This is a genomic window from Streptomyces sp. NPDC058576 (assembly GCF_042718715.1).
GTDB lineage: Bacteria > Actinomycetota > Actinomycetes > Streptomycetales > Streptomycetaceae > Streptomyces.
Window position 1 is genome coordinate 100,226 of sequence record NZ_JBHXPF010000004.1, and the last position, 19,088, is coordinate 119,313.

The 19,088-nt window shown below is 73.2% G+C and carries 16 protein-coding genes and 1 riboswitch; of the genes, 8 read left to right on the forward strand and 8 right to left on the reverse strand.

Annotated features, from left to right (window positions below; translation table 11 throughout):
• Positions 1-41 precede the first annotated feature (41 nt).
• On the reverse strand, positions 42-467 hold the full coding sequence (locus ACFWRV_RS04735) for an MmpS family transport accessory protein (protein ID WP_384328240.1): 426 nt from the start codon (positions 465-467) through the stop codon (positions 42-44).
• A gap of 151 nt (positions 468-618) precedes the next feature.
• On the opposite strand from ACFWRV_RS04735, the gene ACFWRV_RS04740 reads away from it, so the two are divergent.
• Positions 619-2,025 (forward strand): SWIM zinc finger family protein, encoded by a 1,407-nt coding sequence (locus tag ACFWRV_RS04740; RefSeq protein ID WP_384328243.1) that lies wholly within the window; start codon positions 619-621, stop codon positions 2,023-2,025.
• A gap of 88 nt (positions 2,026-2,113) precedes the next feature.
• On the forward strand, positions 2,114-3,784 hold the full coding sequence (locus tag ACFWRV_RS04745; protein WP_384328246.1) for a DUF5691 domain-containing protein: 1,671 nt from the start codon (positions 2,114-2,116) through the stop codon (positions 3,782-3,784).
• A gap of 120 nt (positions 3,785-3,904) precedes the next feature.
• Here ACFWRV_RS04745 and ACFWRV_RS04750 read toward each other — a convergent pair whose 3' ends face one another.
• Positions 3,905-4,318, reverse strand: a complete 414-nt coding sequence (locus ACFWRV_RS04750) for a cobalamin B12-binding domain-containing protein (RefSeq protein ID WP_003966859.1) — start codon at positions 4,316-4,318, stop codon at positions 3,905-3,907.
• Positions 4,319-4,677: 359 nt separating this feature from the next.
• Between ACFWRV_RS04750 and ACFWRV_RS04755 the strand changes: the two genes are divergently transcribed.
• Both ACFWRV_RS04755 and ACFWRV_RS04760 read left to right on the forward strand, forming a co-directional pair.
• The gene (locus tag ACFWRV_RS04755; RefSeq protein WP_384328250.1) at positions 4,678-5,535 is read left to right on the forward strand and encodes a lipase family alpha/beta hydrolase; all 858 of its coding nucleotides are present in this window, start codon (positions 4,678-4,680) and stop codon (positions 5,533-5,535) included.
• 206 nt (positions 5,536-5,741) lie between these two features.
• Positions 5,742-7,487, forward strand: coding sequence for a peptidoglycan DD-metalloendopeptidase family protein (locus ACFWRV_RS04760; RefSeq protein WP_384328253.1), 1,746 nt, complete (start codon positions 5,742-5,744; stop codon positions 7,485-7,487).
• Positions 7,488-7,541: 54 nt separating this feature from the next.
• Here ACFWRV_RS04760 and pcrA read toward each other — a convergent pair whose 3' ends face one another.
• The gene (pcrA, locus tag ACFWRV_RS04765) at positions 7,542-9,980 is read right to left on the reverse strand and encodes a DNA helicase PcrA (protein WP_384328256.1); all 2,439 of its coding nucleotides are present in this window, start codon (positions 9,978-9,980) and stop codon (positions 7,542-7,544) included.
• 290 nt (positions 9,981-10,270) lie between these two features.
• Positions 10,271-10,437: riboswitch (cyclic di-AMP (ydaO/yuaA leader) on the forward strand.
• A 7-nt stretch (positions 10,438-10,444) separates the two neighbouring features.
• Here pcrA and ACFWRV_RS04770 point away from each other — a divergent pair.
• Positions 10,445-11,632 carry an NlpC/P60 family protein gene (locus tag ACFWRV_RS04770; protein ID WP_384328259.1) on the forward strand — a complete coding sequence of 396 codons (1,188 nt, stop codon included), beginning with the start codon at positions 10,445-10,447 and terminating at the stop codon, positions 11,630-11,632.
• Positions 11,633-11,693: 61 nt separating this feature from the next.
• On the opposite strand, the gene ACFWRV_RS04775 is transcribed toward ACFWRV_RS04770, so the two are convergent.
• Positions 11,694-12,047 carry a hypothetical protein gene (locus ACFWRV_RS04775; protein WP_384328261.1) on the reverse strand — a complete coding sequence of 118 codons (354 nt, stop codon included), beginning with the start codon at positions 12,045-12,047 and terminating at the stop codon, positions 11,694-11,696.
• A 202-nt stretch (positions 12,048-12,249) separates the two neighbouring features.
• Here ACFWRV_RS04775 and ACFWRV_RS04780 point away from each other — a divergent pair, with 202 nt between their 5' ends.
• Entirely contained in the window at positions 12,250-13,329 is a 1,080-nt protein-coding gene (locus ACFWRV_RS04780; protein ID WP_384328263.1) for an NlpC/P60 family protein, read from the forward strand.
• A gap of 15 nt (positions 13,330-13,344) precedes the next feature.
• On the opposite strand, the gene ACFWRV_RS04785 is transcribed toward ACFWRV_RS04780, so the two are convergent.
• Together ACFWRV_RS04785 and ACFWRV_RS04790 are read right to left on the reverse strand one after the other, a co-directional pair.
• Complete coding sequence (locus tag ACFWRV_RS04785; protein WP_030579654.1) at positions 13,345-14,040, reverse strand: response regulator transcription factor; 696 nt, start codon at positions 14,038-14,040, stop codon at positions 13,345-13,347.
• Positions 14,037-15,323 (reverse strand): PspC domain-containing protein, encoded by a 1,287-nt coding sequence (locus ACFWRV_RS04790; protein ID WP_384328265.1) that lies wholly within the window; start codon positions 15,321-15,323, stop codon positions 14,037-14,039. The genes ACFWRV_RS04785 and ACFWRV_RS04790 overlap by 4 nt, the downstream gene beginning before the upstream one ends.
• A 286-nt stretch (positions 15,324-15,609) precedes the next feature.
• Between ACFWRV_RS04790 and ACFWRV_RS04795 the strand changes: the two genes are divergently transcribed.
• Together ACFWRV_RS04795 and ACFWRV_RS04800 are read left to right on the forward strand one after the other, a co-directional pair.
• The gene (locus ACFWRV_RS04795) at positions 15,610-16,959 is read left to right on the forward strand and encodes a PspC domain-containing protein (protein ID WP_384328268.1); all 1,350 of its coding nucleotides are present in this window, start codon (positions 15,610-15,612) and stop codon (positions 16,957-16,959) included.
• Positions 16,946-17,209: a hypothetical protein gene (locus ACFWRV_RS04800; protein ID WP_384328271.1), complete on the forward strand. Its 264-nt coding sequence runs from the start codon at positions 16,946-16,948 to the stop codon at positions 17,207-17,209. The genes ACFWRV_RS04795 and ACFWRV_RS04800 overlap by 14 nt, the downstream gene beginning before the upstream one ends.
• On the opposite strand, the gene ACFWRV_RS04805 is transcribed toward ACFWRV_RS04800, so the two are convergent.
• Together ACFWRV_RS04805 and ACFWRV_RS04810 are read right to left on the reverse strand one after the other, a co-directional pair.
• On the reverse strand, positions 17,116-17,625 hold the full coding sequence (locus ACFWRV_RS04805) for a DoxX family protein (protein ID WP_384328274.1): 510 nt from the start codon (positions 17,623-17,625) through the stop codon (positions 17,116-17,118). The genes ACFWRV_RS04800 and ACFWRV_RS04805 overlap by 94 nt on opposite strands.
• A gap of 118 nt (positions 17,626-17,743) precedes the next feature.
• Positions 17,744-19,012 carry a hypothetical protein gene (locus ACFWRV_RS04810; RefSeq protein ID WP_384328277.1) on the reverse strand — a complete coding sequence of 423 codons (1,269 nt, stop codon included), beginning with the start codon at positions 19,010-19,012 and terminating at the stop codon, positions 17,744-17,746.
• Positions 19,013-19,088: the final 76 nt, after the last annotated feature.

Sequence of the window (19,088 nt, forward strand, 5' to 3'; positions counted from 1 at the left end):
GGCCCGTTGTCGCGTGGACGGGACCGCCCCGGCGGCCCGGGTCAGCCCACGATCGGCGACACGGCGACGCAGCCGCCCGCGGCGAGCATGCCCTCGCCCTTCGCCTCCTTGATGACCTTGCCCTTGTAGGTGATGGTGCAGGTCACGTCGGAGCCGCCCGCCTCCACGGCCAGCGGCATGACGGCGGGCGGCATGATGCCCCGCAGCTCGACGGTCTTCTTCCACGGCAGGGTCGGCGAATCGACGGTCTCCAGCTCCGGCTCCATGGCCTCGCCGCCGCCTCCGTGGTACGTGATCTCGTCGACGTTCTCGCCGGTGACCTCGTACGTGACCTCGTAGGCCTCGTCCACGGTCTCGTCGACCGCCTTGCCGACCGCGTCGTCCACCGACTCGGCCGAGCAGGCGCCGAGTCCGAGCACGAGGACGGAGACCGCGAGGGCGCGGGTGATACGGGTGGTGCGGTTCATCTGGGATCCCCCCTGGATCGGTCCGCCCGGATCTGTTCCGTGTGCGGAGAACGCAGAGAAACGCAAGGGGAAGGCAAAGTCAAATCCCCCTCGAACCGACGACTTCGCAGGTCGGAGGGGACTGTCAGTGGGGCCCCCTACCGTCGGGGACATGCAGCTATCTCACGGGGGAGAGCCCTCGCCCACCGGTGGACCGGTGGCGCGCTGGTCGGTGGAGCAGGTGCTGGCACTGGCTCCTGACGAAGCATCACGCAGGGCGGGCACGCGACTCGGCGCGGCCGGCCCGTGGTCCGGCACGGGCTGCGACGCGGCGGGCGCGGTGTGGGGCCTGTGCAAGGGAAGCGGGAGCACGCCGTACCGGACGGTGGTCGACACCACCGGCCCGGCCTGCTCGTGCAGTTGCCCGAGCCGGAAGTTCCCGTGCAAGCACGCGCTGGGACTGTTGCTGCTCCGGGCGTCCGACGACGCCGCGTTCCGGCCGGGCGAGCCGGCCGACTGGGCCGCGGCGTGGATCGAGGGCCGGCGCGCACGTGCGGCGCGGACGGGGGAGCCCGCGGCGGGCGGCGACAGCATGCGGGGCCCCGTCGACACCGGCGCCGCCAGGAAGCGGGCGGAGCGCCGCGCGGAGCGTGTCACGGGCGGCGCCCAGGAGTTGGAGCAGCGCCTGGCCGACCTGCTGCGCGGCGGGCTCGCCGCGACCGACCGCTCGGGGCACGGTCCGTGGGAGGAGACCGCGGCCCGCATGGTCGACGCCCAAGCGCCCGGTCTCGCCGCCCGGGTGCGGGAGCTGGGCGCGATCACCGGGTCCGGTCCGGGCTGGCCGGTCAGGTTGCTGGAGGAGTGCGGTCTGCTCCATCTGCTGGACACGGCCTGGCTCGGCCGCGATCGGCTGCCGGACCCGCTGGCCTCGACCGTGCGGACGAGAGTGGGGCTGCCCGTGTCCGCCGAAGGCCCCCCGGTCCGTGACCACTGGCTGGTCCTCGCGCAGTACGACACCCCCGACGGCAGGATCGTCACCCGGCGGATCTGGCTGTACGGGCGGGAGACGGGCCGGACCGCTCTGCTGCTCTCGTTCGGCGCGGCGGGCCGGTCCCCGGCGCAGGCGCTGCCGGTGGGCGCGATGATCGACGCCGAGCTGACGCCGTATCCGGGCGGCGGGCGGCTCCGGGCGGAGCTGGGCGAGCAGTTCGGGGCCACCGCCCCGGCCGGTCCCCCGCCGGGGATCGCCGCAGCGGCCGCCCCGGCCGTCTACGGGAACGCCCTGCGGGACGATCCCTGGCTGGACGCCTGGCCGGTCACCCTGCGCGACGTCATACCCGTGCCGTCCAAGGACGGCTGGCAGGTGGCCGACGCCCACGCGGACTCCGCGCTGCCCATCGCCCCGGCCGCGCTGTCCCGGCCGGGGCTGTGGAAGCTCGTCGCCCTGTCCGGCGGCGGCCCGGTCACCGTGTTCGGCGAGATCGGCCACCGCGGCTTCGACCCGTACGCGGCCTGGGACCCGGGCGAGGGGGAGGAAGGCGGCCGCACCACGGGCCGGCCGGTCGTGCAACTGCTCTGACCCGGGCGGGCCGGCCCGACCGTCCTCGCCGCCCTGTCCGCTGCTCCTGTCCGACATCCGCGCATCCCTGCCACGGGAGGGGAAAGAGATGCCCCACACGAACGGCCCCACCGCGACCACCACCACCGCACCCCCCGCTTCCGCTTCCGCCCCCGCTTCCGCCTCCGTCGCCTCCCTCCCCTGGGAGGAGCTGGTCACCTCGGCTCTCCTCGGCACCGACCGGCGCCCGCCGACGCCACGCGGCGGCCCCGCACCGGCCGATGCTCCCGCGGCCCTCCTGGACGCCGCCGCGCTGCACACCGTGCGGCAGCGGGCCGGGCTGCGGCCCGCCGTGCCGGAGGCCCGGCCCGAGCCCGCCGCCCCGGACCCGCGCCCGGCGCTCCCCGAAGCCGCCCGGCACCGGCTCGCCCACCTGCTGGCCGACCGTTCCGCGCCCTCGGGCGGCGGGCGGCGCGGGACCGCGCCCGATCTCACCGAGCTCATCCCGCAGTGGCTCGCCACCGCCAACCGGAGGGGTTTCCGCGCCCCGGCGGCCCTGCTGCCCCCGCTGCTGGACGCCGCCCGCGCCCGTACGGACCTGCGCCCGCAGGCGCTCGCGTTCGCCGGACCGCGCGGTCTGTGGCTGGCCGGGCTGAATCCCGACTGGAAGTTCGCCCTGCGGGGCTCGGCGAGCGGCACGCTCCGGCCCGACATCACGGACCCGGACGCGGTGGCCCGGCTGTGGGAGGAGGGGCTGTTCGCGGAACGGGTCGCGCTGCTCGACGCCGTACGGGCGCAGGACCCGCCCGCCGGGCTCGTCCTGCTGTCCACCACCTGGTCGGCCGAACGGGCCGAGGACCGGCTGATGTTCCTGGATTCCCTGCGGTCCGGGCTCGGGAACGCCGACGAGCCGTTCCTGGAGCAGGCCCTCTCCGACCGCAGCCGCAATGTCCGCGCCACCGCCGCCGAACTGCTCTCCGCCCTGCCCGAGTCGGCGCTCGCCGGACGGATGGCGGCCCGCGCCACGTCCTGCGTGAGCCCGGACCGCACGGGGGACGCCGTCTCCGTCGCCGTGGAGGCGCCGCACGAGTGCGACGCGGGGATGCAGCGCGACGGCGTCGCAGCGGTACCGCCGACCGGCCGGGGCGAACGGTCGTGGTGGCTGGGGCAGTTGGTGGAGGCCACCCCGCTCGGCGTCTGGGAGGAGCGGTTCGGCGGACGCCCGGCCGAGGAGGTCGTGGTCCTGCCCGTCGCCGACGGCTGGGCCGGGGAACTGCACACCGCCTGGTGCCGGGCGGCGGTCCGGCAGCGGAATCCGCGGTGGGCCCGGGCCCTGCTCGGGCATCCCTCGGCGCCTCCGGCGAGCGGCCCCGGGACGGCCTCGATCGCCGAGCGCTCGAAGCTCCTCGCGATCCTGGACGAAGGCGAACGCGCTTCCTGGGTGGCCGGGTTCATCGCTGCGCACGGCCTGTCGGAGGCGTTCCAACTGCTCGGCGTGTGCACGGTCCCCTGGGCCGGGCCGCTCGGGCGTGCGGTGGTCGACGCTCTCGACATCGCGCGGGACGGCGGGAGCTATCCGTGGAGCTTCAGCGGCGTGATGGGCCTCGCGGAGCGCTGCCTCGATCCGGCCGAGGCCGACCGGCTGGAGGTCCTGACCGCAGCGCAGGACGAGCTGGAGGGGGCGTCTCCGGGGGCGGGCGGCTACTGGTCGGAGGCCTTCCAGCGCCTGGTCTCCACCCTGCGGCTGCGCGCCGCGATGGAGGCGGAGCTGATGGCCTGAGCCCGCCGGGCGCGAGCCGGGGCGAGGCCGCCCGGCCCGCGGCGACCGCGCACGAGGGCGGCAGCCTGCCCACCGCCCGCACCGGCCCCCGCGCACGGGGGCCCGCCCCGGATACGGCGTTCAGGCCTGGGCGGCCTGGCGGACGTTGGCGTTGACCCAGGTGACGATCTCGGTCGTCGTCGCCCCGGGAGTGAAGAGCTCCGCGACGCCCAGTTCCTTCAGCGGTGCGATGTCGTCCTCCGGGATGATCCCCCCGCCGAACACCTTGATGTCCTCCGCCTCCCGGGCCTTCAGCAGCTCGATCACCTTGGCGAACAGCGTGTTGTGCGCCCCGGAGAGGATCGAGAGGCCAATCGCGTCGGCGTCCTCCTGGATCGCCGTGTCGACGATCTGCTCGGGTGTCTGGTGGAGCCCCGTGTAGATCACCTCCATACCGGCGTCCCGCAACGCCCGCGCGATGACCTTGGCGCCGCGGTCGTGGCCGTCGAGTCCCGGCTTGGCCACCACCACACGGATCGGACCGGTCACACCCATCACTGCCTCCACCTGGTCTCCCGCGCCTGAAGGGCCGGGGATGTGAACGAACGTTATCCACAGCATCCCGCAAGCCGCAGTTTCGCGGCAGGCGGGGAGGGGGAAATCACACATGGGACATGTTCGCCAAGCGTCGTCCCCCGTATCTCGCGGTGTTCCGGCCGCGCGGGGCCCGGCGCGAGGGGAGCCGCTACGAGGTCGCCGTACCACCGCGCCGCCAGCCGCACGGCACGGTGGTACGGCTCCACGACCCCGGCCACGGCCGCCCGGCCGGCCGGCAGCGCTCCCCGTCCCGCCACCCCACCAGGGCATACGGGGACGGGAGCCGCCTCCCCCGTACGCCATGCAGGAGGCCGGCCGTGAAGCTCCTCCCTCTCCTCTCCCCCCTGACACACCTCGCCCGCCTCCCCCGCCTGCCGGGCCCCCGGCTGTCGTCCGCGCTGCTCGCCGCCACCGCGCTGGAGCTGTTCGTCCTCGCCGGGCACGCGATCGCCTACCCCTTCGGTCTCACCCCCGAGCGGCGCGGGGCCGCCGCGCCCTCCACGACCACCGATCTGCCGGTCGAGGCCGCCGCCGGGCCGCCGGTGATCCTGCTGCACGGCTTCATCGACAACCGTTCCGTGTTCGTCGTCCTGCGCCGCGCGCTGACCCGGCAGGGCCGCCGCCACCTGGAATCCCTGAACTACTCGCCGCTGACCCGCGACATCCGCACCGCGGCCGAACTGCTCGGACGGCATGTGGAGGAGATCTGCGCGCGCACCGGGCACAGCAGGGTGGACATCGTCGGGCACAGCCTCGGCGGCCTGATCGCCCGGTATTACGTACAGCGGCTCGGCGGTGACCGACGGGTGCGCACCCTGGTGACGCTCGGAACCCCGCACGGGGGCACCGCCGTCGCCCCCGGGGCGGGCGTTCACCCCATCGTGCGGCAGATGCGCGGCGGTTCCTCGGTGATCGAGGAGCTGCGGGCCCCCGCCCCCGGCTGCCGGACCCGGTTCGTGAGCTTCTGGAGCGAGTTGGACCAGGTGATGGTCCCCGTCGAGACGGCCTGCGTCGCCCATCCCGATCTCGACGCGGTGAACGTACGCGTCACCGGCATCGGACACCTCGCGCTGCCCGTGCACCCGACGGTGGCCGCCGCGATCCGTGAGGCTCTTGAGGCGCCGGAGGCCGGGGAGGACAGTGCAGCCTCCGCCGGGGCGGTTCCCGCGGCCTGAAAATAGAACACAACTCGAACGTAGGGCCAAGGCTGCGTCTGTCGTCCACCGAAAGGCGGCCGATTGCCCGTTTCCTGCGAACGCAAAACCTGTCGAAGATTGTCGTCCTCACATACCGCCGGGTACAGTCGCGGCCACTGCTTCCCCCTGGGACACCCCTGACCGGGACCCAGAACAGTCCTGCTGCCGAGGCGAGAGAGACGTTGGTGAACGACCAGCACCCCCACGCCGGGCACGTCGGGTACGACGACCGATCGACCGGCAGCTTCGACACCGACCCGCTCTTCGGCTCACTTCCGGGCGGCCACGGCACCGGCTACGACGCGGGTCACCCCGCCGCCGGATACGGCGACAGCACCTACGGCGCCGGCTTCGACACCGCGTACGCGACCGGGCAGCCGGACCACAGCGGTTCGTACGACTCCGCCACGTGGAACGCCGCCGCACAGCAGACGCTCACCTACGACGGCTACGCCGCCCAGGAGCAGGCCCCGCAGCAGTGGGACACCTCCGGGGCCTGGCAGCAGGTCGCCGACCAGGACCTGACCGGCCAGTGGGCGACCGCCGACACCGGCGCGTTCCCCACCACCGGCTTCCCCGCCGCCCCGTACAGCACCGACGCCGCGTACGCCACAGAGACGTTCGCCACGGAGACCTTCGCGGCGGAGGCGTACGGCACGGAGGCGTACGGCACCGGGGCGTACGAGACGAGCGCCTACGACACCGGTTCGTACCCGGCGGGCACCGCGTACGGCACCGGCGGCGCCTACGGGGCGGACGCCTACGAGACCGGGGCGTATCCGGTCGGCGCGTACGGCACGGCGCCCGTCGCCGCCGACACAGGAACGTACGCCACCACCGGCGCCTACGGCACGGCCGCGTACGACACGGGCGCCTACGACGCGACCGCCTGGAACACCGGCGCCACGCCCGGGGACGCCGCGTACGAACTCGAACAGACGTCGTACCCGCTGTACGAACAGCAGTCGGCCGACGCGACGGCACCCGAGGCGTCCGCCGAGCCGGACCACGAGGCGAGGGAGCCGGTCGCCGACCCGTCCTCCACCGCCGAGTTCGCCGCTCTCGCCCACGACTTCGCGCCGGACGCCGTCCCGGACGTGACCCCGGAGCCGGACGCCGGGGGCGACTCCCCCGCCCCGCACTCCGGGAACCGCTCCGCGGTCCGTGCCCCCGCCCCGCGCAACCGGGCCCGCCGTCGTACCCCCGCCAAGCGCTCCGCCCTGCTGACCGTCGCGGTGCCCTCCGCCTGTGTGATGAGCGTCGCGGGGATCGCCGCCGCCTCGGTCGGCGGGATGCCCGGCGGCGAGGAGAAGCCGGAGGAGACGACCACCTCGCTGGCGGTCGCCGACCCGAGCACGGTCAAGCCGGTCGCCGCGAACAACCGGCTGGACAGCCAGTTGGAGCAGCTCTCCGAGGGCAGCGACGACTTCCGTGAGCGCGCGAGCCGCACCCAGGAGCGCATCGACCTGCGGGAGCGGCAGGCGGCGGAGAAGAAGAAGCGCGAGGAGGAGGCCGCACGCCGTGAGGCGCTGCGACCCAAGTTCGTCCTGCCGGTCAAGCAGCACGGGCTCAGCGCCTACTACGGTCAGGCGGGCGTCAACTGGATGTCCGTGCACTCCGGCATCGACTTCCCCGTCTCGTACGGCACCCCGGTGATGGCCGCGACCGACGGCACCGTGCGCACCCAGCTGAACAGCGCCTACGGGGTCATGGCGATCGTGACCGCCGCCGACGGCACCGAGACCTGGTACTGCCACCTCAGCAGCACCAAGATCCGCTCGGGCCCGGTGAAGGCCGGTGACGTCATCGCGTACTCCGGGAATTCGGGCAACTCCACCGGTCCGCACCTGCACTTCGAGGTCCGGCCCGGCGGCGGCGCGGCGATCGACCCGCTGGTGTGGCTGCGCAGCAAGGGCGTCAACCCGACCTGACGGAACGGCAGGAGAGCGAGGGGGGAGGGCCGAAGCCCTCCCCCCTCGCTCGTCCTACAGCTTCTCGACCGGCGCGTACCGCAGGAGCAGCTTCTTGGGGCGCTCGTCGCCGAAGTCGACCGTCGCCTTGGCCTGGTCGCCGTGGCCCTCGACGGCCGTCACCGTGCCCAGACCGAACTGGTCGTGCGTGACCCGGTCCCCGACCGCCAGGGCGACCGTCGGCTTCTCCGCGCCGCGCCGGGTCGCGAAGCCCGAGGGGCCGGAGCGGGAGCGGGAGGAGGAGAGCGAGGACGTGATGCCGGAGGTGGGCCCGGCGGGGGCGGCCATCGGGCCCTTGCGCTTCCAGTCCAGGTGCGCTTCCGGGATCTCCTCCAGGAAGCGCGAGGGCGGGTTGTACGAGGGCTGGCCCCAGGCGCTGCGCATCGCGGCCCGGGTCAGATAGAGCCGTTCGCGGGCGCGGGTGATGCCGACGTACGCGAGGCGGCGCTCCTCCTCCAGCTCCTTGGTCTGGCCGAGGGCCCGCATGTGCGGGAAGACGCCGTCCTCCATGCCGGTGAGGAAGACGACCGGGAACTCCAGGCCCTTCGCCGTGTGCAGGGTCATCAGCGTGATGACGCCGGAGCCGTCCTCGTCCTCGTCGGGGATCTGGTCGGAGTCCGCGACGAGCGCGACCTTCTCCAGGAACTCCGCGAGCGTGCCCGCGCCTTCCTCGTCGCCGCGCTCCTGCTCGAATTCGAGGGCGACGGCGGCGAGTTCCTGGAGGTTCTCGATGCGGGTCTCGTCCTGCGGGTCGGTGGAGGCCTGGAGTTCGGCGAGATAGCCGGTGCGCTCCAGGACCGCTTCCAGCACGACGGCGGGCCCGGCGCCGGACTCGACGATCGTGCGCAGCTCCTCCATCAGCGTGTTGAAGCGCTTGACGGCGTTGGACGAGCGGGCGGCCATGCCGTACGCCTCGTCGACGCGGCGCAGGGCCTGCGGGAAGGAGATCTTCTCGCGCAGCGACAGGGCGTCGATCATGGCTTCGGCGCGGTCGCCGATGCCGCGCTTGGGGACGTTGAGGATGCGGCGCAGCGGGACGGTGTCCTCGGGGTTGGCGAGGACCCGGAGGTAGGCCAGGACGTCCCGGACCTCCTTGCGCTCGTAGAAGCGCACGCCGCCGACGACCTTGTAGGGCAGGCCGACGCGGATGAAGATCTCTTCGAAGACACGGGACTGGGCGTTGGTGCGGTAGAAGACGGCGACGTCGCCCGCCTTGGCGTCGCCCGCGTCGGTCAGCCGGTCGATCTCGTCGGCGACGAACTGCGCCTCGTCGTGCTCGGTGTCGGCGACATAGCCGGTGATGCGGGCGCCGGAGCCGGCGTTGGTCCAGAGGTTCTTGGGGCGGCGGCTCTCGTTGCGCTCGATGACGGCGTTGGCGGCGGAGAGGATCGTCTGGGTGGAGCGGTAGTTCTGCTCCAGCAGGATCGTCGTCGCGCTCGGGTAGTCCTCCTCGAACTGGAGGATGTTGCGGATGGTCGCGCCCCGGAAGGCGTAGATCGACTGGTCCGCGTCACCCACCACGCACAGCTCGGCGGGGGCGTCGGCCTCGCCGGCCGGGCCGACCAGCTCACGGACCAGGGTGTACTGGGCATGGTTGGTGTCCTGGTACTCGTCGACGAGGACGTGGCGGAAGCGGCGGCGGTAGTGCTCGGCGACGTCCGGGAAGGCCTGGAGGAGGTGGACCGTCGTCATGATGATGTCGTCGAAGTCCAGGGCGTTGGCCTCGCGCAGCCGGGCCTGGTAGAGCGCGTAGGCCTGGGCGAGGGTCTTCTCGAAGCCGTCGGCGGCCTGTCCGGCGAAGGTCTCCTCGTCGATGAGCTCGTTCTTGAGGTTGGAGACCTTGGCGGTGAAGGACTTCGGCGGGTAGCGCTTGGGGTCCAGGTCGAGATCGCGGCAGACCAGGGCCATCAGGCGCTTGGAGTCGGCGGCGTCGTAGATCGAGAACGACGAGGTGAAGCCGAGCTTCTTCGACTCGCGGCGCAGGATGCGGACGCACGCGCTGTGGAAGGTCATGACCCACATGGCGTTGGCGCGCGGGCCCACCAGCTGCTCGACGCGCTCCTTCATCTCGCCGGCGGCCTTGTTGGTGAAGGTGATCGCGAGGATCTGCCCGGGGTGCGTCCCGCGCTCGGCCAGCAGGTGGGCGATGCGATGGGTGAGCACCCGGGTCTTGCCCGAGCCGGCCCCGGCGACGATGAGCAGCGGGGATCCGGCGTGCACGACGGCGGCGCGCTGCTCGGTGTTCAGCCCGTCGAGCAGCGCGGCGGAGTCGATCACCGGGCGCGGGTGACCGTCGCGGTAGTAACCGTCCCGGGGTGGCGGGGGCGCGTCGTAGACGCCCTCGAAGAGTCCCTCCGGCACCGCTTCGGGCGCGTGGTCCTCGGGGGGCGGCGGGGGGCCGTCCTCCGCGGGCTGGAGGCCGGTCAGGAAATTGTCGTCAAAGAGGCTGCTCATCGCCTCCCGAGTCTAGGCGGCCGGACTGACAACCTTCCGCCGAAGCCCAGAAGCGGTCGGAAGCGGGCTCCGGCACCGCCCGCCGACACGCCCGTACCGGGTACGCACGGAGAACGGACGTCCACGTTCCGTGAAGGAGCACCCGGTCGGAGGGGGTGAGGGCGGCCCGATCCGGAAAGGTCACGAAAATGTATCGGGCATATCGCTCATCGTCCTTCCCAGCGGCGGGGCGCTTTGGCTAGCGTGCTCGGTCAGGTGATCCGTACCTCCCTGAGGCGAACCGCGCCTAACGGACACCTCTGCCGAATCCGTCCTGCCCTCCAGGCAGTTCGGAACCGGGGACCCACACGCAGAACCGGGGTGAATCGGTCCGTGAGCCCGTATCCGGACCGTAGGACAGCCTTCCGTTCCGTCCGAACCCGACAGCTAACCCGGTAGGCGGTCCACGGAAGGAGATGCCGGTCTTGGCATCGCATCGCAAGCCGCGCACGAAGGTGCGCACCACCACCCCTGCCGTCGGGCTGACGACGGCCGCGCTGGCCTCCGTGACGCTTCTCTCCACGCAGAGCGCCACGGCCGCGCCCGCGGAGCCGAAGCCCGCCATCGAGGAAGTCCAGAAGAAGGTCGACGCCCTGTACCGGCAGGCGGGCACCGCGACCCAGGAGTACAACCGGGCCAAGTCCGCCTCCGCGTCCCAGCAGAAGAAGGTCGACACGCTGCTCTCGGACGTGGCGAAGCGGACCGAGAAGATCAACGAGGCGCGCCGGGCGCTGGGCTCCTACGCGGCGGCCCAGTACCGCAACGGCGGCATCGCGCCCACGGCGACGTTCTTCCTGGCGGACGACCCGCAGGGGTACTTCGACCAGAGCCGGCTGATGGACCGGGCGACGGAGCGGCAGCAGCGGGCCGTCGCCGAGTTCCGCACGCAGCAGGCCTCGGCGGCGAAGAAGCGCGCGGAGGCGGTGAAGAGCCTGGAGACCCTCACCGAGACGCAGGCCACGCTCGCCTCCAGCAAGAAGGACGTGCAGGCCAAGCTCACCGAGGCCCGCGGCCTGCTCTCCCGGCTGACCGCCGAGGAGAAGGCGCGGCTGGCGGAGCTGGAGCGCAAGAAGGAGGCCGAGGCCAAGGAGAAGGCGGCGAAGCTGGCCGCCCGCCAGGCCGCCGAGGCGAAGGAGAGGGCCGAGGCGGAGGAGAAGGCCCGCGAGGAGGCCGCGAAGGAGTCCGGCGGCGGTTCGGGCACGGGCCCCGGTTCCGGTACGGGCACGGGTTCCGGCTCCGGCTCCGGTACGGGCAGCGGTTACGCCGCCAAGGCGGAGAAGGTGCTGGCCTTCGCCCGCGCCCAGATCGGGAAGCCGTACGTGTGGGGGGCGTCGGGCCCCTCCAGTTTCGACTGCTCGGGGCTGACGCAGGCGGCCTGGCGGGAGGCGGGTGTGACGCTGCCCCGGACGACCTGGGACCAGGTCGAGGTCGGGACCCGGGTCGCCACGTCCGATCTGCTTCCCGGGGATCTGGTCTTCTTCTACGACGACATCAGCCACGTCGGCATCTACAAGGGCGACGGGATGATGATCCACGCCCCGAAGCCGGGTGCGAACGTGCGCGAGGAGTCGATCTACTACATGCCGATCTACGGGAGCGTGCGCCCGGCGTAGTCACGCGTGCGGGGCCGGGGGCGGGCCGTGAGCGGCCGCCCCCGGAGACCCTGGGCCGGTCTCAGGTCCAGACCGTGGCGATGAAGATGTTGACGACCGTCAGCCCGCCGACGGCGATGAACGCGCCCTTGTCGACCTTCTCCTCGTCCCGCTTGACGTAGACGAGGGCGAGGATCACGACCAGCAGCGCCAGCTTGATGCCGATCTTGACGTTGTTCACGGCCTGGTCGTCGGCCTGGTTGAGGCCGACGAGGGCGACGCCGGTGACGAGCATGGTCAGAGCTCCGTGGAGCATGGCCGGGCCGAAGCGGGCGGTGCCCTCTCCCATGGCCTTCATCTGCGTCAGGAAGCCGCCCAGCAGGGAGGCGATGCCGATGATGTGCAGGGCGACGAAGACATTGATGAGTACGTCCATGGCTCGGGAGCCTAGCCATGGCCAAAGGTGGACCTGTCAGTGAGGCAAGCCTTCCTTGAGCGCTTCGGTCATCGGTGACCGGCGAAACGTCACATCAGGGCAATAGCTGTCATGGCGACTCTTTTCTCCGCGCCGGGATTAGCGTCCATCCCGGACCCGCCGCCATCCCCGGTGGGCAGCCGACAGGAAGGATGCCGCCCCCGTGGCAGCGCACCGCAGGTCAGCTCACCGAAAACCCAAGCAGCGCCCGCTCACCGGCCCTGCTGCCCGCACCGCCGCCACCCTGGCGCTCGCCGGGGCCGCCACCGCCGGCTCGGTCACCGGGGCGGGCGCGGCCCCCGCCGAACCGGCCCCCACCGCCGCCCAGGTCAAGGCGAAGGTCGACCGGCTCTACCACGACGCCGAGGTCGCCACCGAGAAGTACAACGGGGCGAAGGAGAAGGCGGCCACCGCCACCCGCACCGTCGAGGCCCTGACCGACGAGGCCGCCCGACGCACCGACCGTCTCAACACCGCCCGGCACGCGCTCGGTTCGCTGGCCACCGCGCAGTACCGCTCCGGCACCCTCGACCCGGCCCTGCAACTGGCGCTCTCCTCCGACCCCGACGCCTATCTGGAACGCGCCTCCTACCTCGACCGGGCGGGCGACCGGCAGAGCGGCCTGCTGCGGAACATCAAGCGGCAGGTCTCCCAGATCACCCGCGTCAAGGCCCGCGCCGACCAGGAGAACGAACGCCTCGCCGCCCGCCGCGCCGAACTGCACGAGCACCGCACGGCGATCCGCACGAAACTGGCCGACGCCCGGAAGCTGCTGGACACGCTGACCGTCGCCGAGCGCGCCGACTTCGATCGCGTCGCCGACGCCCGGCACGGCGGCGGCCCGGCCCACGCCGACCGCTCCACGGTCCGCGGCGGCCCGGCCGCGGCCCCCGGCTCCCGAGCCGGACAGGCCATCGCCTTCGCCCACGGCGCGATCGGCAAGCCGTACGTCTGGGGCGCGACCGGCCCGAACGCCTTCGACTGCTCGGGCCTGACCCAGGCGGCCTGGAGGGCGGCCGGCGTCAGCCTGCCCCGCACCACCTACACCCAGATCAACGCCGGACAGCGGATCCCGCGCTCCCGACTGGCCCCGGGAGACCTGGTGTTCTTCTACTCCGGGATCAGCCATGTCGGCCTCTACATCGGCGACGGCCGGATGATCCACGCCCCGCGCCCGGGAGCACCGGTCCGCATCGCGCCCGTCGACCAGATGCCGTTCGCGGGCGCGACCCGGGTGGCGTAGCAGCGGGCTCGGGGCTCAGACGAGCCGTCGCGCCGTCGCCCAGCGGGTCAGTTCGTGCCGGTTGGAGAGCTGGAGCTTCCTCAGCACCGCCGAGACGTGCGACTCGACCGTCTTCACCGAGATGAACAGCTGCTTGGCGATCTCCTTGTACGCGTAGCCGCGTGCGATCAGCCGCAGCACCTCGCGCTCGCGCTGGGTGAGGCGGTCCAGGTCCTCGTCGACCGGCGGCGCGTCCGTGGAGGCGAAGGCGTCCAGCACGAAGCCGGCCAGGCGGGGCGAGAAGACCGCGTCGCCCTCCTGGACCCGGAAGACGGAGTCGACCAGGTCGGTGCCGGTGATCGTCTTGGTGACGTAGCCGCGCGCGCCGCCCCGGATCACGCCGATGACGTCCTCCGCGGCGTCCGAGACGGACAGCGCGAGGAAGCGGACCGGGTTCTCGGCCGTGCCCATCATGGGGGCGCAGCGGCGCAGCACCTCGACGCCGCCGCCGCCCGGGAGGTGGACGTCGAGGAGGACGACCTCGGGGCGGGTCGCCGTGATGACGGTGACGGCCTGGTCGACGTCGGCGGCCTCGCCGACCACCTCGACGCCGGTCTCCTCGGTGCGGCCGATCTCGGCCTGCACCCCGGTGCGGAACATCCGGTGGTCGTCGACGAGCACGACCCGTACCCGTCGCTCCGGGCCCCCGGTGGCTTCGGTGTTCTCGGTCATTCGCTCGCCCTCTCCATCTCCAGCTCGACCTCGGTGCCCCCGCCGGGCACCGAACGCAGCCGGGCACTGCCGCCGTTGCGCTGCATCCGGCCGATGATTGATTCTCGTACGCCCATGCGGTCTCCGGGAACCTCGTCCAGGTCGAACCCCGGGCCCCGGTCGCGTACGGACACGAAGACCGTACGGCCCTCGACCTCCGCGAAGACCTGCACCGCCCCGCCCTCGCCACCGTACTTGGCGGCGTTGACCATCGCCTCGCGCGCGGCCTGCATCTGCGCGGTCAGCTTGTCGTCGAGGGGGCAGTCGGCGACCACGACGACCTCCAGGGGGACGCCGTGCTTGTCCTCGACCTCGGCGGCGGCCCGCTTGACCGCCTCCGCCAGGGTCTCCGGTTCGTCGTCCTCGTCCTTGCCGGTGCCCTCGGGGTTGTAGAGCCAGTTCCGCAGCTCGCGTTCCTGGGCGCGGGCGAGGCGTCTGACCTCGCCGCCGTCGTCGGCGTTGCGCTGGATCAGGGTGAGGGTGTGCAGCACGGAGTCGTGGACGTGGGCGGCGACTTCGGCCCGCTCCTGGGCACGGATGCGCATCAGGCGCTCCTCGGAGAGGTCCTGGGTCATCCGCACGAGGTAGGGACCGGCGAGCAGGAAGATGCCGGTCAGCACGGCGATGGCGGCGGTCAGCACATTGCCGAGCTGGGCGGCCGAGCCGCGTACGACGAGGAAGAGGCCGAGGCCGAGGCCGACCAGGGCGACCCCGGCGAGGCCCCGGGCCAGGTGGAGCAGCCTGCGGTTGCGGCCGACCTCCATCCAGCGGGCTCGGCGGGCGTTGTCCGCCTGCCGCCAGACCAGGACGGAGCCGGCGCCGATGAGGAGGGTGGGCCAGATGTAGCGGCCGGTCTCGCCGCCCATGTCGACGTTGACGAAGTACGCGACGGCCCCGACCGTCAGGGCGACCAGGGCGAAGACCTGCCCCTTGTCCGGCTTGCGGAGCTTGCGGCGGCCGTCCGCGACGGTCTCGAACACCGAGCGGGAGGGCTCGACGCCGCCGACGCCCAGCGGGACGACGATCCAGAACACCGCGTAGAGCAGGGCGCCGAGGCCGTCGGTGACGAACAGTCCGAGGAAGACGAGCCGCACCCAGGCGACCGGCAGTCCCAGGTGCCCGGCCAGCCCGCGCGCGACGCCGCCGAGCAGCCGGCCGTCGGCGCTGCGGTAGAGCTTGCGCTGCGGCGGCTCCTCCGGATCGGCGGAGAGGGAGCTGGCGGCTCGGACGGTGGCGGCGGGCATACCCCGATCGTCACACGCGTGGGTGCGGAGCGGCATCAGGGTCGGCCCCCGAACTGACCCTGGTGCTGTCCCCCGCGTGTGGCCTGGTGGCTGCCCCCGCCCCGCTCGCCCGGCGCGTGCGCCCCGGCGCTCGGGAGCGGCGCGCTCGGACGGCGACCCCGGCGTTCGAGGACGGCGTACGCGGGCGGCAGCCCCCGGCCCCTCCGGGCCGTACGCGGGCAATATCAGGGACCGTCCAGGGTCGGGGCGGGTCCCGGCGGGCGGTTCGGGCCGTCACCATGGAGACATGACCGCTCCCTCGGACGCCGCTCCCGGCGTCGCGCCCCCCGATGCGCCGAAGCCTCAGCTGCGGCGCACCCCGCGACAGAAGGTCGTCGCCGGGGTGTGCGGCGGGCTGGGCCGGTACTGCGACGTGGACCCGGTGATCTTCCGGATCGTGCTCGGTGTGCTCTCGGTGACCGGGGGCATCGGTCTGATCTTCTACGGCTTCGCCTGGCTGCTGCTGCCCGCCGACGGCGAGGACGAGAACGAGGCGCGCAAGCTGCTGTCGGGGCGGGTCGACGGGGCGTCGCTGGTGGCGCTGCTGCTGGCGCTGATCGGCTGCGGGCTGTTCCTGTCGATGCTGCACAACCGGGGCATGCTGTCGTTCGCCGCGCTGCTGACGGTGGCCGTCGTCGGCTTCTCCGTGTGGGCGCAGTCCCGCCGGACAGCGGCCCCGGAGAACCCGGCGGCCCCGCCCGGCGCACCGGCCGCCCCGCCCGGTCCCCCGCACACCGGGGGGCTCGGCGCCCCGCCGCCGGAGGTGAAGGCCCCGCCGACGCCGGGCGGCCCGTCGTGGTGGCGGGACCCGATCGTCAAGGACGGCACGACCGGGCCGGTGGGTCCCGGTTATCTGTGGGGTCCGCCGGACACGGACGTCGGCGCGGCGCGCGCCGGGGTGAAGGCCGGGCGGCCCAGCCCGGACGCGCCGTTCCGGACGCCGCAGCCGTCGCCCGTGCCGCGCGGGCCGCGCTCCATCGGCGGCCCGGTCCTCCTGACGGCGCTGGTGGCGGGCGGTCTGGGCACGGGGCTGAGCTGGGAGCACCAGCCGCTGGGCACCGCGCTGCAGATCGGCCTGGTCGCCGCGCTCGCCGTCTTCGGGCTCGGCCTGCTGATCGCCTCGATGCTGGGGCGGACCGGTTTCGGCACGGTCCTCATGGCGATGGTCACGGCGGGGCTTCTGGCGGGCGCGGCGGTGCTGCCGAAGGACATCGACACCTCGTGGGCCCGCCAGGAGTGGCGGCCCGCCTCGGCGGCCGCCGTCCGGCCGCACTACGAGCTGAGCACGGGCTACGCCCGGCTGGACCTGTCCCGCCTGAAGGTGCCCGAGGGTGAGACCGTGCGCACGGGGCTCGATGTGGCGGCGGGCCGGGCGGCCGTCGTCGTCCCGGAGAACGTGACGGTGAAGGTGCGCGCCGAGGCGGGTCTCGGGGAGATCCGCCTGGAGGAGGGGCAGCGGGTCCAGGTCCGGATCAACAGCGACGAGGCGAAACAGCGGACGCTGCCGCCGCCCGCGGGCACGAAGCCCGCCGGAACGATCGAACTGATGCTGGAAGTGGGCATCGGACAGGTGGAGGTCAGCCGTGCTGCGTCATGAATTCCGGCCGGGCCGCGCGGTGGCGGGCCTGGTGATGCTGGGGCTTGCCGCCGGGTACGCGGCCGACGCGGCCGGGGCCTGGGAGGTCCCGTGGACATTCTTCCTGCCGCTGTTCCTCGGCGGGCTGTGGCTGGCCGCGACGGTGACCTGGGCCGCCTACACGGTGCGGCGGCGGCGCGAGGCGAGGAAGGCGTCGGCGGAGAACAGCGGGGCCCCCGCGAGCACCAGTGGCAGCCACGCCATCAGATAGGGCAGGTCGTTGCCGTAGTAGTACGGGGTGGCCTGCCAGCTCACGGTCAGCCAGAGGCTCAGCGAGATCAGCGCGCCGCCGAGCGCCGCGAGCCGGGCCCAGAGGCCGACGAGGGTGCCGAGGCCGACGAGGAGCTCGCCGATCGCGATGGCGTAGCCGAAGCCCTCGGGGCTCTTGAGCGCCAGGTCGACGAGGGCGGGGATCGCGGAGGAGTCGCGCACCCCGCGCATCATCTCGCCGATGGACCCGGTGCCGGTCGCGGACAGGAACGCGCTGTCGGTGAGCTTGTCGAGGCCCGCGTAGACGAAGGTGACGCCGAGGAAGATCCGCAGCGGCAGCAGGGCGTACACGCCTGCCTGCTCCCTCAGCGTCCTGCGCTCGCCCAGACCGTACGATCCTCCGCCGTAACCGTTCATCACCGCAGCCCCACTTCCCGAAGTCCCGTCACTTCGACCATACGTACGCCCTCGACGCACTGCTCACCAGGGCTGGGACGCGATCGGCGGTGAAATTGGCCCGGGATTCCGGTGGCGGTCAGTCGGTGACGTCGATCGGGACCCGGTTGGTCTCCACCCCGGCGGCGGTGACGACCTGGACGTCCACGGTGCCCGGCTCGACCTCGACCGGGACGGGCACGGTGAGGACGGTGTCGGTCGGGTTGGCGAAGCCCCCGGCGACCGGGATCAGCGGGACGTGGACATGGACGGTGCCGATCCGAACAACGAGCCGGGCCAGCCGGTCGGGGCCGCCCGCGCCGGGCGGTACGAAGCCCGCGCCCCGGATCTCGATGTCGTCGCCGGTCCGGATCGGGGCGTCCAGGTCCCCGGCCTCCCGGGCCCGGACCACGGACAGCACCACCGGGCGGCCGCTCTCCGCGTACTTCCCGGCGAAGTAGGTCGCCGCCGAGACGGCCACCAGCAGCGCGAGCCCCCACGGCAGGTCGGGCACCTGCTCGGGGCGGCGGGCCAGGCGGACCGCCGCGAACAGCACGGCGACGGCGCTGACCAGCACATACTGCACATCGGTGAACGACCCGCGCCCGGAGTCGTCGGTGAGCAGGTCGGCGGCGCGGGGCCGGTCCGCGCGCAGCTTCTGGAGCCGCTGGCCCAGCACCCGTACGGTCACGACGCGGCGCACCACGACGGCGACCGCGCACACCAGCGCCAGCACGGCGACGACCCCGGCGGAGCGGACCAGGTCGAGCCCCTCGATCAGCGCGTCCCTCTCGTCCGGGTCGGAGGCCCCGGCCAGTTGCAGGGCGAGCATGAGGACGGCGAAGACGGTGAGCAGCACCCAGGCCCCGGCGACCGTCCGGGAGGTGGAGAGCCGGTTGTCCTCGCCGATCAGCGGTGCGAGGAGACCGCCCCGGGCGCGGTGGAGGCGGGCAGCGGCGGTCAGCAGCCCGGCCGTGACGAGGGCGGCGAGCAGACCGGCGGTACGGGCGGTGGACCAGCCGGCCCCGATCGCGGTGGCGCAGACCCCGACGAGGAGCGCCCCGACCGCGCCCCAGACGACGATCAGCGTGGACCGCCAGAGCTGGTGCAGCCAGGCGTTACCGGCCTCCCGGGCGCGTTCGGCGACGGTGCGGGCGGACCCGGTCAGTTCGTCGGAGACCCACTGCCGGGAGGCGGACGGGGACTGCGCGACCCCGGCGGGCAGTCCGTTGCCGGCGGCCAGCTCGTCGCGTTTGGCGAGGAACGCGGCGACCGCGCGCCGGTGTCCGCGGCGCGCTCCGTGCGGGCAGTCGCCGCAGGTACAGCCGCCGCCGTGCGTGCCGCTCGTCCTGGTTTCGTCCAACGCCACGGAGGATTACGCCCTTTCCCGCCCCGGTACAGCCAACTCACTTGTGATATCTGCGAATTGTGCCGTACGGGGCAGC